The sequence below is a fragment of the Bifidobacterium sp. ESL1130 genome, from assembly GCF_058507935.1.
On record NZ_CP196379.1, the window covers coordinates 1,281,009 to 1,295,255 of the forward strand.

General features: G+C 56.6%; 10 protein-coding genes. 4 read left to right on the plus strand and 6 right to left on the minus strand.

The window, feature by feature from the left end:
• Positions 1-68: 68 nt before the first annotated feature.
• On the minus strand, positions 69-1,904 hold the full coding sequence (locus tag ACSYSO_RS05050) for a DUF4012 domain-containing protein (RefSeq protein ID WP_491701629.1): 1,836 nt from the start codon (positions 1,902-1,904) through the stop codon (positions 69-71).
• Positions 1,905-2,274: 370 nt separating this feature from the next.
• Between ACSYSO_RS05050 and ACSYSO_RS05055 the strand changes: the two genes are divergently transcribed.
• Positions 2,275-4,008 (plus strand): sugar transferase, encoded by a 1,734-nt coding sequence (locus ACSYSO_RS05055; protein ID WP_489798101.1) that lies wholly within the window; start codon positions 2,275-2,277, stop codon positions 4,006-4,008.
• A 124-nt stretch (positions 4,009-4,132) separates the two neighbouring features.
• On the opposite strand, the gene ACSYSO_RS05060 is transcribed toward ACSYSO_RS05055, so the two are convergent.
• Complete coding sequence (locus ACSYSO_RS05060) at positions 4,133-5,617, minus strand: sensor histidine kinase (RefSeq protein ID WP_491701630.1); 1,485 nt, start codon at positions 5,615-5,617, stop codon at positions 4,133-4,135.
• A gap of 184 nt (positions 5,618-5,801) precedes the next feature.
• On the opposite strand from ACSYSO_RS05060, the gene trhA reads away from it, so the two are divergent.
• On the plus strand, positions 5,802-6,680 hold the full coding sequence (gene trhA, locus ACSYSO_RS05065; protein ID WP_491701631.1) for a PAQR family membrane homeostasis protein TrhA: 879 nt from the start codon (positions 5,802-5,804) through the stop codon (positions 6,678-6,680).
• A 192-nt stretch (positions 6,681-6,872) separates the two neighbouring features.
• Here trhA and ACSYSO_RS05070 read toward each other — a convergent pair whose 3' ends face one another.
• The 4 genes from ACSYSO_RS05070 to ACSYSO_RS05085 all read right to left on the minus strand — a co-directional run bounded on the left by ACSYSO_RS05070 (position 6,873) and on the right by ACSYSO_RS05085 (position 10,737).
• On the minus strand, positions 6,873-7,355 hold the full coding sequence (locus tag ACSYSO_RS05070) for a GreA/GreB family elongation factor (protein WP_489798097.1): 483 nt from the start codon (positions 7,353-7,355) through the stop codon (positions 6,873-6,875).
• Positions 7,356-7,467: 112 nt separating this feature from the next.
• Complete coding sequence (locus ACSYSO_RS05075) at positions 7,468-7,875, minus strand: FKBP-type peptidyl-prolyl cis-trans isomerase (protein ID WP_489798095.1); 408 nt, start codon at positions 7,873-7,875, stop codon at positions 7,468-7,470.
• Between the two features lie 44 nt (positions 7,876-7,919).
• A complete protein-coding gene (locus ACSYSO_RS05080; RefSeq protein ID WP_491701632.1) occupies positions 7,920-9,536 on the minus strand; it encodes an L-serine ammonia-lyase, iron-sulfur-dependent, subunit alpha in 1,617 nt (538 codons plus the stop codon).
• 163 nt (positions 9,537-9,699) lie between these two features.
• The gene (locus tag ACSYSO_RS05085) at positions 9,700-10,737 is read right to left on the minus strand and encodes a LacI family DNA-binding transcriptional regulator (RefSeq protein ID WP_491701633.1); all 1,038 of its coding nucleotides are present in this window, start codon (positions 10,735-10,737) and stop codon (positions 9,700-9,702) included.
• Between the two features lie 217 nt (positions 10,738-10,954).
• Between ACSYSO_RS05085 and ACSYSO_RS05090 the strand changes: the two genes are divergently transcribed.
• Together ACSYSO_RS05090 and ACSYSO_RS05095 are read left to right on the plus strand one after the other, a co-directional pair.
• Positions 10,955-12,715 (plus strand): glycoside hydrolase family 13 protein, encoded by a 1,761-nt coding sequence (locus tag ACSYSO_RS05090; RefSeq protein WP_491701634.1) that lies wholly within the window; start codon positions 10,955-10,957, stop codon positions 12,713-12,715.
• Between the two features lie 187 nt (positions 12,716-12,902).
• Positions 12,903-14,177, plus strand: coding sequence for an MFS transporter (locus ACSYSO_RS05095; RefSeq protein WP_489760793.1), 1,275 nt, complete (start codon positions 12,903-12,905; stop codon positions 14,175-14,177).
• Positions 14,178-14,247: the final 70 nt, after the last annotated feature.

The following is a 14,247-nucleotide window of genomic DNA, read 5'->3' on the forward strand; positions in this document are numbered from 1 at the left end:
AGATGAGTTTCGTATTCTCCTATAAATACACCTTCTCGGAAGTCTTCCGCACATTACGCAAATTTACTTTACAAATTCGCATCCACCACAGTAACACCATCGTCGGTCCAGCCCATTGGAGTCTGATCGATGGCGAGCGGCGCTTGCGCTTTGCTGGATGTCGTGACATCGAAGGAGATGGTCGCTGTAGTGCCTGGAGCTATATGAATAACTGAAGCTTGCGTGGTGGCACCATTCATCGATTTGGAGACCACTTTCCCGTCGCTGGAACTTCCGGAAACGACCATATTGCTCACAGATCCTCCTGCAGGTGCATACACGAACGTCTTCTCAATAGCAGCACCCGAGTCAGACGGGTCACCAACACCTCGAATATACGCTGGCAGCGCCCCGACATCGTTCTTGCTCAACGTGTTCGTCATACGGTACTCGACATGATAGGTCGCCACGCCATTCGAGTCGCGCTTACCACCACTGATGGTCGAGGTGCGGTGCACGTACCAGTCCATCTTGGAGGGGTTCTGCTCATTGATGTAGACACCCACTGTCGGTTTCTCTTCGCTATTTGGCGCGTGCGCGGTGTAGCCGGCGGCATCAAGCGTCTGTTCCATAGACTCATCATACGAATACACATTGAAATGGCGGCCTTTGGTCATACTGCCCATGATTTTAGCAATGCTCATCAGCTTGTTCATATCCATACCGGAAAACATCTGGCTCATCCCCTGGTCAACTACTTGTTGGAAATAGATGTCCTGCTGAATCGGAGAATAATCCTTGTACACAGTATTGAGCAGGAACTCAGCGGTGTTCTTACCATCGAGTGTACGCCCATCTTTCAATGTAACTCCCCCATTGATGCCATTCAGCTCTTGCAAAAACACTGGATCCACCAGAATCACAGCATCAATCTGCTGCTTTGCTCCCCACGGGGTCCGTTTCCATATCGTTGTGATGTTATCCGCCGAACTTTTCGTCTCGGGGAAGGCAGCCAAATCTCGAATATCGAATGACATATTGAGCGGCCCCCAGTCAGTCATTGCTTTGGTCTCATCGGTGGTAGGCTTGCCTTTCCCATATGGAATTAGTTCAGCGTTCGAGTGGAACTTCCCCATTTCGATTTTGCCGTTGCTGGTGGTCATGGTGCCGACAGAACCAATCAAGCCACCGCTGATGCGCGCTTCAGAAGTCGTCATGGCCGCGACAAGATATGTCTTCGGACTATCTGTGCCAAGGAACTGCGGCAAAAGATTCATCATGCCGCTCACCTGGTCCACTTGCCCGGCAAGACCGTCAACTTTGGTCTTGGCGCTGTCATATGTGTTTTTAATCATCGATATTTTCGGCGTGGGCAGCGCATCAAACTGCTTCACGGCGCCTTGAAACGACTTGTTGGCACTCATCATTTGCTGTTGCGTTTTGATAAGTGGGTCCAGATTAAGATTCCCGTCACCGCTACTCAGCGACGCGCCTTTGAGATTGGTGAAAATGGTGACAAATTGTGGAATGCTGTCAGTCGTCATCGAATCCAGCGCCTGTGTCATGCCTTGCACATTCTTGATGTCCCCTCCGACCACAGGAACCTTTGCCGCGATATTCCACAACACGCCATGAGAAATACTGTTCGCGTCTTTTGCATATTTCTGCACTTGAGGCAAACTGTCTGCAACTTCAGTGAAGGCATCAGCCCCTGAGCCGCTAGAAACACCCTTGAGCAGGGTCATCGCCTTGGTTTCGTCATCCTTGACCTGCATGGCTTCATTATAGAGCTTGTACACTCCAACGGCCCCCGCAAGCGCGAGCAGCAGCAACACTCCCAAAACACTCCAGAGCACCGTATGGTGACGTTTCCCGAGTTCATCTGGATCATAAACATGCTGCATCCCTGCTTGTTTCAGATTCATCCAATGCTCCTAACCCTGCACAACATCTCACTTCTGCCATCGTAGAGGACTGCGTTTGCCGAAACGCCGACCGCAACTTTGCCAGCTGCAATTTGTCTTTCCAACCTTCACATCGTACCCAGAAGTCGTAACAACAACGTCCAAGTAGACGAAACCCTTGGTAAGTAAGGAATATCACTTCTACACATCGCCGAGGTGCTGGTAATCCTAATTTATACGTGCACAATTATTCACATTCACAATATTTAAAATACGACAGAATCTATATCTTTACGCAAATAACTCCCCCCCCCCCGCTCAATTACGTGTCATTTGATTGTTCGTATATGCATTACACTGTAAGCAGAGAAGTACGAGGGAAGAGGATTCCATGCCACAGTCGGAGCACACTGCAGAAGTCACAGCGGAGCAAACTGTAGAGTTTGACACTGCACACGTTGCTGCCTCATATAGTGCCAACAAAGACTCTGAGCACACGCATTCCAGCAACACCTCTGCCTATTCTCATGACTCCTCTTCAGAAACTCAGGATGACCGCGCAGCAGCGTTCTTTGACGGCTCATACGACTTCGAATCGGCCATAAACGACAAAGAATCCGGACTTTCCGCAGCAAAACTCTCTCACCAGCGTTTCCCTGGATGGAGCATTTTCTACAACGCAGTGCTTGCAGTGCTTGACACCGTTATGACACTTCTGGCGACTTTCCTAGTGTTCCTCTTCCGCCCATCGACCTATCAGTACATGCTCGTGCGCAACTCCGAAGATGGAGCAATCGGCAAGTATTTGGTTCTTATCGTCGCCGCTTGGCTTATCAGCCTTGTCAGCCAGCACGCTTACGCACGGCACACTATGGGAGAAGGCTACGAGCTATACAGCAAGATCGTCGCCGCCATGTTCATGGATTTCATTTTCCTGTGCACATTCGTATACCTCATCAAACTTGAGATTCCTCGTAGTCTGACCATCGCTATCCCTCTGATCACGGGGGTTCTCACCATCATCGAGCGATGGGTCATGCGCAGAATGTTGCATCATAATCGCAATAAGGGCGAGTATAACTACAAAACCGTTGTGGTTGGCTCTCCCGAAGGTATCCACGCCACCGTGCAGCAGCTCACCGAAAACAAAGGACTCGGCTATCTTCCAGTAGCCATCTGCCCAGTTGAGTCAGTGACCGCTTCCAACAATGACCTCAGCACAAGAAACTTAGTGCCGGCCACATTCGTTCCACAGAACGACATCGAAAAGCACCTTCATAAGCTATCCTTCAGCTCCCATTTACCACAAAACGCTCGTATCTGGGGAGCGCAGACCATTTTGGTGGCCGACGTGATGATGAGCCATTCCGAAGCCATGAAGGCGCTCTCTTTAGCGGCCGAAAGCATGGGATTGGAATTGGCATTCTCTGCATCAGTTGCCGATATGAGCGGTGCAACTGTGCACATGCGCAATGACCCCACCATGCCAGTACTCACCGCTCGGCTGACTCAGTATTCGCTCTTCACCAAATTCTGCAAGCGCGTCATTGACATAGTTGGCTCAATCGTTGCACTCATACTGTTTGCCATACCCATGATGATTGTGGCAGTGCGCATTAAGCGTGAAGACGGCGGGCCAGTGTTCTATCATCAGCAGCGCGTCGGCATATACGGCAAAACATTCACCATGCATAAGTTCCGCTCCATGAGAGTCGACGCCGACGATATGAAAGATCAACTCGCCAAAGAAAACGGTTTGGAAGACAACTTCATTTTCAAAATGAAGAATGATCCCAGAATCACCAAAATCGGTAACTTCATGCGCCCCCGTTCTATAGACGAGCTACCGCAGCTATTTAACGTTCTCAAAGGAGACATGAGCCTCGTCGGGCCCCGCCCAGCACTCCCAGATGAAGTAGCAAAGTACGAAGCTCTCTACTCCTCACGACTTTTGGTGAAACCTGGAATCACAGGAGTCTGGCAGATTTCCGGGCGCAGCAACCTGACACAGGAACAGTCTGAATTCGCCGATGTCTCCTATATCCAAAACTGGTCGCTGACAGGTGACATCGCAATCATCATGAAGACCTTCTCTGCCGTGATACACAAAATTGGCGCATACTAAATCGCTAGAGCAACGCTCTTATACAGTTGTGGGGTGCATACTTATTCGGGTATGCACCCCACAACTGTAGTTGCAGCTTTACGGCTTGCGAGAGAGGCTACTTACCGACTCGCTGTTCACTCCACTATTCCCGCGCCGCGCGCAGCTTCATGTCGAGGACGACGCGTGTACCGCCGTTGCGAGCCGGCTCCCAGCGCACGGTGCCGCCGAAGTCGTTGGTGACGAAGGTGTTGATAATCTGTGTGCCCAAGCCAGAGCCTGAAGAACGAGCCATGCCGTTGTGCTCCTCATGTTCGAGGCCAGATCCATCGTCTTCCACCACCACGTTGAGGTTCTTGCCGCTGCGGCCTACCGAGATGGTGATGTTGCCTTGGCTGCGCCCCTCGAATCCATGCTCGACGGCGTTGGTGATCAGCTCCGTGAGCACCAGCGAGAGCGGGGTGGCATCCTGAGCCGGCATCATGCCGAACTTGCCGACATAGTGCACGTTGATGTGCTGGTCCTTCATGCTGGCCAAGTCCACGCTCATCTTCAACAGGTTCGCGATTACCTCGTCAAAGTCCACAATCTCGTCCACCGTCTGGCTCAGCCCCTCGTGCACCGTAGCAATGGTCTGCACGCGCCGCTGCGCCTCACGCAGTTCCGCCTTCACCTCGGGCGACTTGGTTTTGCGCGCCTGCAGCCGTAGCAGTGCCGAAACGGTCTGGAGGTTGTTCTTCACTCTGTGGTGAATCTCGGAGATGGTGGCGTCCTTGGTTTGCAGCTCCTGCTCGCGCCGGCGCAGCTCGGTGACGTCGCGGCACAGCACGATGGCACCGATGCGGTTGCTTTCGCTGTACAGCGGCAGCGCGCGCATGGACACCATGGAATTGTTCGCGTCCAGTTCGCAGTCCGCCGCCAGTTTGCCGCTCAGCACATCGGGCAGCGAGTCAGGCACCGAGTCACCGTGATGAATGAGCTTGGTGCCCACCTCACTCAGATAGTGACCTTCCATGGCTGTGAGCGCGCCGAGCCGCCGGAAACAGCTAATGGCATTCGGCGAGGCATAGTGCACCACGCCGTCTACGGTCAGCAGGATAAACCCATCCGCCACGCGCGCATTGTGACGTTGGCTCATGAGCGCGTCATGGTACGGGAACTGGCCTCGCGCAATCATATCGTACAGCTGCTTGCCGGCGTTGATGCTCTCTGATTCGTAGCGGCCATTGGACTCTCGGGTAGCCATGTTCGTTTCTCGAACCACTACTCCAAGCGTCTTGTTGCCGCACCTCACGGGAGTGTAGACGTTACACACTTTGGCTTTGCCGACGGTCTGCAGGTATTGCGAATGGGTCTCCCCCCTCGATTGCAGGGCGGCCTCGAGCTCGGGTACCAGTTCGTCTGGTACTTCACTGCCCACAGCGTCGTCGCTGCGCAACGTCATCACCGTGGACGGGCGGCACTGCTCCGCTACGATGAACTTACCATCGTCCCTCTTCACCACAAGCAGCAGGTCGGCGAAGCTCAGATCCGCCACCACTTGCCAGTCAGCCACCAGTAAGTGAAGCCATTCGCGGTCGCCTGCGTCAAATTCGGATTGCGCAGCAAGAATCTCATCTAAATCAGCCATAGACACCATCATACGCATGTTCCACAATTCTCAACATCAGGCTCGTGTTGCCACAGATGATCCTGGCGCTGCCGCGTATGACCCAGACAGACGAATACCGTCACAACGTGGTAGTCACATTGCAACTTACGACAGCGTAGGTTACGATGAGAGCTGAATACAAGCAAGCGACGGCGGGAGAGATATGCCAGGTACCACAGACCGCGATTCGCGTGCAAACGCTGCACTCAACGCACAGCAACGCTCTACTGAGGCTCGTGCAGCATTGGTCCGCACCCGCGCCCATACCCGGGCCGAAACCGTCCGCAGCCGTGCCGAACAGCGCGCAACGCGGATTGTGGCACAGGGCGAGGCGAAAGCCGCACGCATCGAGGGCATTGATGTGCCGGATGCGCGTCGCCGTGTTCGCCTTGACGTACACGGCCGGCCAAAGCCGTTACTGCGAGGTTGGATTCATGCGGTGGCCGCCCCGCTGGCATTGGCCGCAGGCATCGTGCTCATCTGCTTGGCTCCCGGCACGGGCCTTAAATGGGCCTGCGCCGTATTCATGGTCTGTTCGTTGGTACTGTTCACCAATTCAGCCGCCTATCATCTGGGTGACTGGTCGGCGCGCGTCACCGATGTGCTGCGCCGCATCGACCACATGAACATTTTTCTGCTCATCGCAGGCACCTACACTCCAGTGTCCTTTGCACTGAGCGACACGTGGCGCACCCGTGTGATTGCGGGCATGTGGGCTTGTACGGCAGTGGCGCTCATCATCCACGTGGTGTGGATCAACGCGCCACGTTGGCTGTATACGGTGGTCTACATTGTCTTCGGAGTCTCGGGAGTCGCCTTCCTCGGACTGTTCTGGACCTCACCCGCCGCCGGCCCGGTAGTCGTGGTGCTGCTCGCTGCCGGAGGAGCCTGCTATATTGCCGGTGCCGTCGTGTATGCGCTGCGTCGTCCCGACCCGTGGCCGCGCATCTTTGGCTTCCACGAAATATTCCATGTGGGCACCGTGGCCGGGTATGCCTGCCATATGGTGGCCATCTACATGGTGGTGGTGAATCTCAGATAGCCTGCCGGCGTGTCAGATCTGCACCGAAACAACTGCTCTGCGGCACTCGGCTGTGGTTGCGTCATCCTTGTGCACCCGACTACACGCAAAAGGCATCTTTCTCTGGCAGCGCTGTACCGCTGTGCCAAGAGAAAGTTGCCTTTACATATTTATTTTCTTATTCCTACATATATAGCAGAATAGATTCAACCGTTACTGCAGAGGTTCGGATTCCTTAATCTCAACCTCGATATCACGGCCGCTCGGAGCCTGATAGGTGACGGTGTCGCCAACCTTGGCACCCATGACGGCAGCTCCGATCGGCGACTCGGGGCTGATAACATCAAAGTCAGTGGCCACAGCGATGTCACGAGAACCGAGAACAACCTGCATCTCTTTGCCACCAACCGCAAGCTTCACCAGTGAACCGTTGCCAACGGTGCCCTTCGGCGGAGCCTGCACAATCTTGGTGTTACGCAGCTTCACCGTCAGTTCGATGATGCGACCCTCGTTCTTACCCTGCTCCTCGCGAGCCGCCTGATAGCCGCCGTTCTCAGAAAGGTCGCCTTCAGCACGCGCCACCGCGATACGTTTGGTGATCTCCTCGCGATACTCCCCCTCACGGTAAGCAAGCTCGCTCTTGAGCTTGTCGAATGCCTCCTGGGTGAGCAGCACTGTCTTCTCTTCTTCGGCCATCTTGTCCTCCTTGAGCCTTGAACCGTATATTTCAGCGTAAAACGCATGTGCATAAATCATAGAGCGCTGCACGGCACCATAACCGGTACCATGCAGCGCCTTAATCCGCCAATCAGCGTGTAGAAATGATATCCACCACGAAAACGAGCGTATCGTCACCGCCAATGCCTGCCTGGGGCATACCAGAGCGACCGTAGCCATACTCTGGCGGAATGGAAACCACCAGTCTCGAACCGACGTTATGGCCCGGCAGAGAGCGATCCCAGCCCTTGATGACCTGCCCCACACCGATGCCGAAGCTCGCGGGCTGATGACGGTCGAAGCTCGAATCGAACGGGTCGCTCTTGCCCCACACCACACCGTGATAATTGACGGTGACCGTGTCTCCACTGCGCACCATCGGGCCGTCGCCTTCGATAAGTTCAACGGCTTTCAGGCCCTTAGGAGCCTCGCCTTCAGGGAACTCGATCTGCGGATGCGCTCCGAACTCAGCGTTTACTTCGGGCATATTGCCAGCCATGCGGCCTCCTTCACATTCATTGCCAGATTCACAACGACACTAGACTAGCACTCAACCACGTTGACCGCGAGTCCTCCCTTGGAAGTTTCCTTATACTTGGCCATCATGTCCTCGCCGGTATCCTTCATGGTTTTAATGGCCTGATCAAGAGTGACGATGTGTCCGCCGTCTCCCAGTAACGACACCCGCACAGCATTGACCGCCGTGTTGGCCGCCATGGCGTTGCGTTCAATGCACGGCACCTGCACCAGTCCGGCCACAGGGTCGCAAGTCAGCCCCAAGTGATGCTCGATGCCGATCTCGGCAGCATTCTCCACCTGCTCGGGTGTGCCGCCCATCACTTCGCACAACCCTGCGGCAGCCATGGAACACGCAGACCCGACCTCACCTTGGCATCCTACTTCAGCTCCGGAGATCGAGGCATTGCGTTTGAACAGATAGCCGACGGCACCTGCTGCCAAGAGGAAGCGGATGACCCCATCTTCGTCGGCGCCATCGCAGAAGTGCCAGTAATACTCCAGCACGGCAGGAATGATGCCGGCAGAACCGTTGGTGGGTGCTGTGATGATGCGGCCACCTCCGGCATTCTCTTCATTCACCGCCATGGCAAACAGATCCAGCCATGCCGAATGCGAGTCATAGAGCACGCTGGCATCCGGTACCGGCGTTGCGCCCTGATGTATCTGCGGCAGCACGTCATCGTTTGCATCATCGGCATGCCGGATGCCGAACGTGTCACTGGCCGCACCAGGCTGAGCAATCCCCCGCCCGACTGCGGAAGACGCCTGTGCGCTATGAGTCAGCCCCAGCACATCGGCTCCGCTGGCCAAGCGCTGATAGATTTTCGGCGCACGCCGAGGCACATTAAGTCCTCCCGGAAGTACCGTCTGGCGACTGGTGCAGCCGGCATTGACGCACTCTTGCATGTATTCCCACACGCGCAGCAGGCGCGCCCTCACTTCAGCCTCAGGCTGCACGGCAATCTCATTCTCCCAGGCGATCTGCGAGATACTTTTCCCCGTGGTGCGACACAGTTCCAGCAATTCCACGCTGGACGAGAACGGATAGGGGGCTTGCGCAGGGAAATCAGCATCGTCCGCGCTCTCCTGCTCCGCGAAGGACGAGCCCGCCGGAGGCTGGTCGTGAATGCCGATCATCAGGTCATCCGCGTGACCCTGACGAATAAAGCCACCGCCGATGGAATACCAAACCTGCTCGGCAATCACCTCGCCGTTGCCTGCAAACGCTTTGAACCGCATGCCATTGGTATGTGGCGCCAGCCGCTCCCACTGTTCAAACACCACGTCGCGATCATAGTCGAACTCAACACGATGCGTGCCATTGAGCATGATGAAACCATTGCGCTCACACTCATGTTTGATGTCAAGCAGATGATCGGTGTCAACCGTGGCCGGCACGCTGCCCTCCAGACCAGCTACCGCAGCACGGTCGGTCCCATGTCCCAGACCAGTAAGGGAAAGCGACCCATACAAGGTCACTTCCACACGACGCACCGCAGCAATGAGTTTCTCCGACATATCTGATGTTGCCGTGCTGGTAGAGAGAGAGGACGCAAACGCCGCACCGGCCGCCATCGGCCCCACGGTGTGCGATGAGCTGGGCCCCACTCCTACTTTGAACATATCGAGAATGCTGAACATGACCAATATTCTAGCCGTCCGCATACCCGTATCGGAGCTGCTGCGCGAGCAGAGAAACGGCGCGTTCATACCGCCGACACAGCACGGTTACCGAACCGTCACACAGGTGCCATACGGCAAGCAGAAAGGCGCGGCAGTTGGCACTTCGCGCCCCACCTGCGATTCACTGTTCTGGCGCAAATGTGGTGGTGTCACGTACCATGAGCACCGACCTCACCACATCATGAGGCTGTGCCAGAGGTTCGGAACGCATCAGGGAAAGCGCCTTAAGGGATGCACTTCGCGACATTTCCACCGGATCCTGGTGGATGGTGGTCAGCCCAACGGCACCGGCCACATCATTGTCGTCAAACCCTATTACCGACATATCCTCGGGCACACGCATACCTTTGCTGCGCAGACGAGCCACCAGCGGCACCGCAAAATCGTCCGTCTCCACACAAATGGCGGTCGGACGAACCGGTGCCTGAAGAATCCGGGAGGCCGCCGCGTCAAGCGCCTCATCACGGCTGCGATAATCCTGCACCTTCCCCAAGTCAAAATGTTGAACCTGCCGCCGACCATATCCCTGAGCCTGTGCAGCTTCGATGAAATCACGCACACGCAACTGGGTGCTGAATTCCAAGTCCCCCGGTTCGGGCCAACCCACGAACCCGATGTTGCGGTGTCCCAACGCCCTGAGCAGACGAACAGCGTCATCCATGGCCCGTTTGTCGTCCATGAGCACCGAGGCGTCGAAACCTGTGATGGTTCTGGAATCAAGCCCCACAGTGGGAATGGTGAGATGCTTGAGTACTCCAATATGCCGTTTGCTCAGGTTGATGGAGGCAACGACCACCGCATCCACGTTGCCCCCAGCGGGCAGCCGGTCAAAGAACTCGTCAAGCTGGGAGTGATCGCGCACCATGTTGGGAATGATGTCGTAGTGGCTGGGCACCAGCACTTCGTAGGCCCCCTGCATCACACCGGCATCAAACCAAGTGTTGAGCGCGTCTGAGAAGAGCAGCGACACCCTCATGGTCTTCCCGCTGGCCAGCGACGAGGCATTGCGCGCAAAGGAAAAATGCAGACGCTGCGCCGCCTCTTTGACTGTCCGGCGTGTGCGCTCATCGACTTTATCCAAGCCTCGCAGCGACCTGGAGACCGTGGAATCCGAAACCCCTGCCTCTCTCGCAACGTCATGAAGCGTGACCCTGGCCATGCATTTCCCCCTAGCTGACGCCGTTTCTTGCACGGATTGTACTGACGGCGAAACGTTTCTGATTCTACTGCAACTTGGCAACTCGCGCTGTTCATGGGGCGAGTTGACTTTTACCATGCAAGCGCTATTATTTTGCAGTATCGGCATTTCATCAGACAATAACGTCTACAAATGCTGAAATAACCATATTAACGCCATGCACTATAAGGAAGTAGCTATGCAAGAACAACATAACGAAACGCATGATAAAAGCGCTTTTACTGATGCTGACCTGTGGTGGAAGCAAGCGGTTGTCTACCAGATCTACCCACGCAGTTTCAAGGATTCCACCGGATCGGGCCTGGGAGACATCAACGGTGTCACCTCCAAGATGGACTATCTCAAAGAACTCGGCGTAGACGCCGTCTGGCTCTCACCCTTCTACCCCTCCGAACTGGCCGATGGCGGCTACGACGTACAGGACTACCGCAACGTCGATCCCAAGCTGGGCACCATGGACGACTTCGACCGCATGGTGGAGGCAGCCCACGCCCGCGACATCAAAGTGATGGTCGACATCGTCCCCAACCACTCCTCCCACCTGCACCCTTGGTTCCAGGAGGCACTCAAAGCAGCCCCCGGTTCCCCGGAACGCGAGCGCTACGTCTTCCGCGACGGCAAAGGTGAGAACGGCGAATTGCCCCCCACCAACTGGCTTGCCAACTTCGGCGGTTCTGCCTGGACGCGCGTACCCGATGGCCAGTGGTACCTGCACCTGTTCACCAAGGAGCAGCCTGACTTCAACTGGGACAACCCCGAGGTGCGCGAGGACTTCATCAAGACACTGACCTTCTGGTGCGACCATGGCACAGATGGTTTCCGCATCGACGTGGCGCAGGCTCTGGCCAAGGATCTCGATCGCGACGACTTGGACAACTACGATGTGGACGCCATGCACGTCACCGTGGAAGACGGCACCCACCCGGTCTATGACCGCGAGGAGGTGCACGAGATCTTCCGTCAGTGGCGCAGCGAGGTCTTCGACAAGTACACTCCGGCACGTTTCGCCGTGGGTGAGGCTTGGGTGCCTGCTTCACGTCAGCATCTTTATGCCCGCCCCGACGAGCTGGGCCAGGTGTTCAACTTCAAATTCGCCGAATGCAACTGGCTGCGTGACGAGATGCACAGCGCCATCGAGGACGGTATCGCCTCGGCGGCGCAGACCGGCGGCTCCACTTCCACCTGGGTGATGGGCAATCATGATGTGCCTCGCAGCGCCACCCGCTATGCGTTGCCGCAGGTCAAGACCAACAACGGCTTGTACCATGCCATCGCCAATGATTGGATTTTGCGCGACGGCACCACCTACGTCGAGGATCGTGAAGCCGGTACCCGGCGCGCACGTGCCGCTGTGATGTTGGAAATGGCACTGCCCGGCTCCGCCTACATTTATCAGGGTGAGGAACTCGGCCTGTTCGAAGTCGCCGATATTGCATGGGATGACCTTGAGGATCCGTGGGCGTTCGGCACTTCTCGCAACTTGTCCAAGAAAGGCCGCGACGGCTGCCGCGTGCCACTGCCTTGGGAGGATGATGCGCGCAATACGTACGGCTTCTCCCCCGCAGGCGCTTCCAAGCCGCATCTGCCCCAGCCTGCATGGTTCTCTCAAGTCGCAGCCCGCACGCAGGAAGAGGACGACAGTTCGGTGCTCTCGTTGTACCGCAAGGTGGTCAAGATGCGTCATGAGCTGCAGACTACAGACACGAGCCTGACCTGGCTTGACGGGTTTGACCGCCAAGGAAGCGAACCTGACGGAGCTGACGGCAACTTGGGCGGTTCGATCGCCTATCGCCGTGCGAACGGTTGGGCCAATGTCACCAATTTCAGCGCTGAGCCGATGACCTTGCCTGAAGGTAAGGTGCTGCTCACCTCCAGCCCGCTCAACGCCGACGGCACCTTGCCGCAGGATACGTCCGCGTGGATTCAGCTCGACGACTGAGCCGTGTCCGGAATGCCGTTCGGTCACCGTTATGCCCCGAACGGCGTTCGACATGCTTGTGTGGAGTGGTCTGAACCGCCACTCCACATATGAATTCCACATACCAATCCGGGTTTGCCTGTTCAGCGCAGCGTAGGAGCTGCGACCTTACGACCAAACCCTCACAGCAATACAGTAAAGAAGTATCATGGAACAAAACATCACCGCCAACGAGCCGTCATCCACCCAACCAGGCGGTCGCTCTCGTCGCGAAGCTTGGCGTTACATCATTGGACTCTTCGTCTACAACACACTCACCTATGTGGGCTTCACCATGGTGGGCAGCGTGCTCATGCCGCAGCGCCTGCGCGACATCGGCGTAGACGACCCCAGCACCCTGCTCGGTACCATCAACGGCGTGGGTGCCGTACTCTCCATGTTCATCAACGTGTTCATCGGCAGCATGTCCGACCGCACACGTTCCCGCTTCGGCAAGCGCACCCCTTGGATTGTCTCCGGCGCAGTACTGTGCGGCCTGTCCTTCTACGCCACCGGCCTGCCCACCATCGGTGTTGGAGTGGGCATCGCCTACTGCTTCTCGCTCATCGGCCTGAACATGATGATTGCTCCCATTACCGCCATCCTCTCGGACCGCGTGCCCGAGCATGACCGCGGCACCGCTTCGGCGGCGTTCGGCGGTGGCGCGGTGATCGGCCAGGGCCTGGGCAACCTGCTCGCCGCCCAGTTCATCTCCCACACCACCATCGGTTTCGCACTCTCCGGCATTTCCCTGCTGCTGGCCGGATGGCTGGCCATGGTCATCATCCCCAAGGAGAAGGCCAACCTGGACACCCCGAAGAACAACGAGCCGTTGTGGAAGGTGCTCGTGCACGCGTTCACTCCACCGACCAAGGGTGCAAGCGACTTCTGGAAGGCGTTCGTGTGCCGTACCGGCCTGCTTATCGCCTATCAGATGATCACCGCCTACCAGCTCTTCATTTGCGAAGACCGCCTCGGACAGAGCAAGGCCGAGGCCGGTGCCGTAATCGCCACAATGTCGGTGATCACCATGGTGGTCTCGCTCATCGCCACCGCCGTTTCCGGCCCCATCTCCGATTTCATCAAGCGCCGCAAGCCTCCTATCGTTTTCGCCTGCGCACTCTACGCCATCGGCATCGCCCTGGCATGGGCCATCCCGACACCTACCGGCATGCTGCTGTTCGCCGGCGTGGCGGGCTTCGGCTACGGCATGTATTCGGCCATCGACCAGGCGTTGAACGTCGCCGTGCTGCCTGACAAAGAGAACGCGGGCAAGGACCTGGGCTTCATCAACATCGCCACCTGCGCCGGCCAGGCCTTGGGTTCGGTGTGCACCACGGTTTGCGTGGCCATCGGCCACGGCTATGATCTGGTATTCCCGGTCGCCATCGTCATGACCGTCGTCTCGGCAGGCTCCGCTCTGCTCATCAAGCGCGTGAAGTAACACGTTCGATTGAGGTTCTCCGCATGTGGGGTGTAGCGATTAGCGTCGCTGCACCCCACATGTGTTTGAT

What these genes read in the sequence shown, in the direction of transcription:
- ACSYSO_RS05055 (WP_489798101.1), top strand. Translation starts at nt 2,275, where the DNA reads ATGCCACAGTCGGAGCACACTGCAGAAGTCACAGCGGAGCAAACTGTA.
- ACSYSO_RS05095 (WP_489760793.1), top strand. Translation starts at nt 12,903, where the DNA reads ATGGAACAAAACATCACCGCCAACGAGCCGTCATCCACCCAACCAGGC.
- ACSYSO_RS05080 (WP_491701632.1), bottom strand. Translation starts at nt 9,536, where the DNA reads ATGTTCAGCATTCTCGATATGTTCAAAGTAGGAGTGGGGCCCAGCTCA.
- ACSYSO_RS05075 (WP_489798095.1), bottom strand. Translation starts at nt 7,875, where the DNA reads ATGGCTGGCAATATGCCCGAAGTAAACGCTGAGTTCGGAGCGCATCCG.
- ACSYSO_RS05090 (WP_491701634.1), top strand. Translation starts at nt 10,955, where the DNA reads ATGCAAGAACAACATAACGAAACGCATGATAAAAGCGCTTTTACTGAT.
- ACSYSO_RS05070 (WP_489798097.1), bottom strand. Translation starts at nt 7,355, where the DNA reads ATGGCCGAAGAAGAGAAGACAGTGCTGCTCACCCAGGAGGCATTCGAC.
- ACSYSO_RS05050 (WP_491701629.1), bottom strand. Translation starts at nt 1,904, where the DNA reads ATGAATCTGAAACAAGCAGGGATGCAGCATGTTTATGATCCAGATGAA.
- ACSYSO_RS05085 (WP_491701633.1), bottom strand. Translation starts at nt 10,737, where the DNA reads ATGGCCAGGGTCACGCTTCATGACGTTGCGAGAGAGGCAGGGGTTTCG.
- ACSYSO_RS05060 (WP_491701630.1), bottom strand. Translation starts at nt 5,617, where the DNA reads ATGGCTGATTTAGATGAGATTCTTGCTGCGCAATCCGAATTTGACGCA.
- trhA (WP_491701631.1), top strand. Translation starts at nt 5,802, where the DNA reads ATGCCAGGTACCACAGACCGCGATTCGCGTGCAAACGCTGCACTCAAC.